1 protein-coding gene and 1 pseudogene are annotated in these 755 nt (G+C 31.8%); both read left to right on the forward strand.

Going from position 1 to position 755, the window contains the following annotated elements:
* Positions 1 to 263, forward strand: a pseudogene (locus tag KI369_RS27465) (hypothetical protein); the annotation flags it as partial.
* Between the two features lie 20 nt (positions 264 to 283).
* Positions 284 to 607, forward strand: coding sequence for a PepSY domain-containing protein (locus KI369_RS27470; RefSeq protein WP_212958762.1), 324 nt, complete (start codon positions 284 to 286; stop codon positions 605 to 607).
* The last annotated feature ends 148 nt before the right edge of the window (positions 608 to 755 follow it).

Below are 755 nucleotides of genomic sequence, written 5' to 3' on the forward strand. Positions count from 1 at the left end.
CAGCTATCGTTGAAAAGGCAAATAACACGAAACCGGTTGGAGCAAAAGAAGAAAACTTAAATACGTACTTAGCAGCAAAAAAAGAAATTGATCAATTAGATGACAAGATAGATCTATCTGATAATCAGCTAGAAGCAGATTATCGCGCTGGAACGATAACGATTGAACAATATCAAACGCAAGAAAGAGAACACGATATATTGGAAGATCAATTAGAGCAAGCAGAAAATGCGCTTGAAGCAAGATTTGGAATAGATGATTAATCACGAAGGAGTCGATGAAAATGTTAAAACATAAAAAGAAAATAATGATAAGTGTAATTGCTATTGTAGTAAGTGGTATTGCTATTGTTGGTGGGTATTATGGTATGGGTTACAATTATGCCAAAAAGAACGAAAACTACACAGAGAAACAAGTTCGTGAAATTGCTTTAGCTCATACAAATGGAGAAATTATGAATGTGAAAAAAGAATTTGAATTAGAAGATGACAAATTAGCACAATCAAAATTTGAATATGAAGTGGAAATCAAAACACCTGATAATCTGTTAAATATTTTAAAGGTTAGTGCTAGAACAGGTACAATAGAAATCGATAATGAAGATTAAAAAAACATCACATATTTGAAAAAACTCCTAACAAAATTTGTTAGGAGTTTTTTCGTGTTTATACGCTACTATTTTAAAAGGGGGACCGCTACAACACCATCAAGCTAACAAAACAAAATACCACCTAATATGAAAAAAACGCTATTCT

The organism is Bacillus sanguinis (assembly GCF_018332475.1).
GTDB lineage: Bacteria > Bacillota > Bacilli > Bacillales > Bacillaceae_G > Bacillus_A > Bacillus_A sanguinis.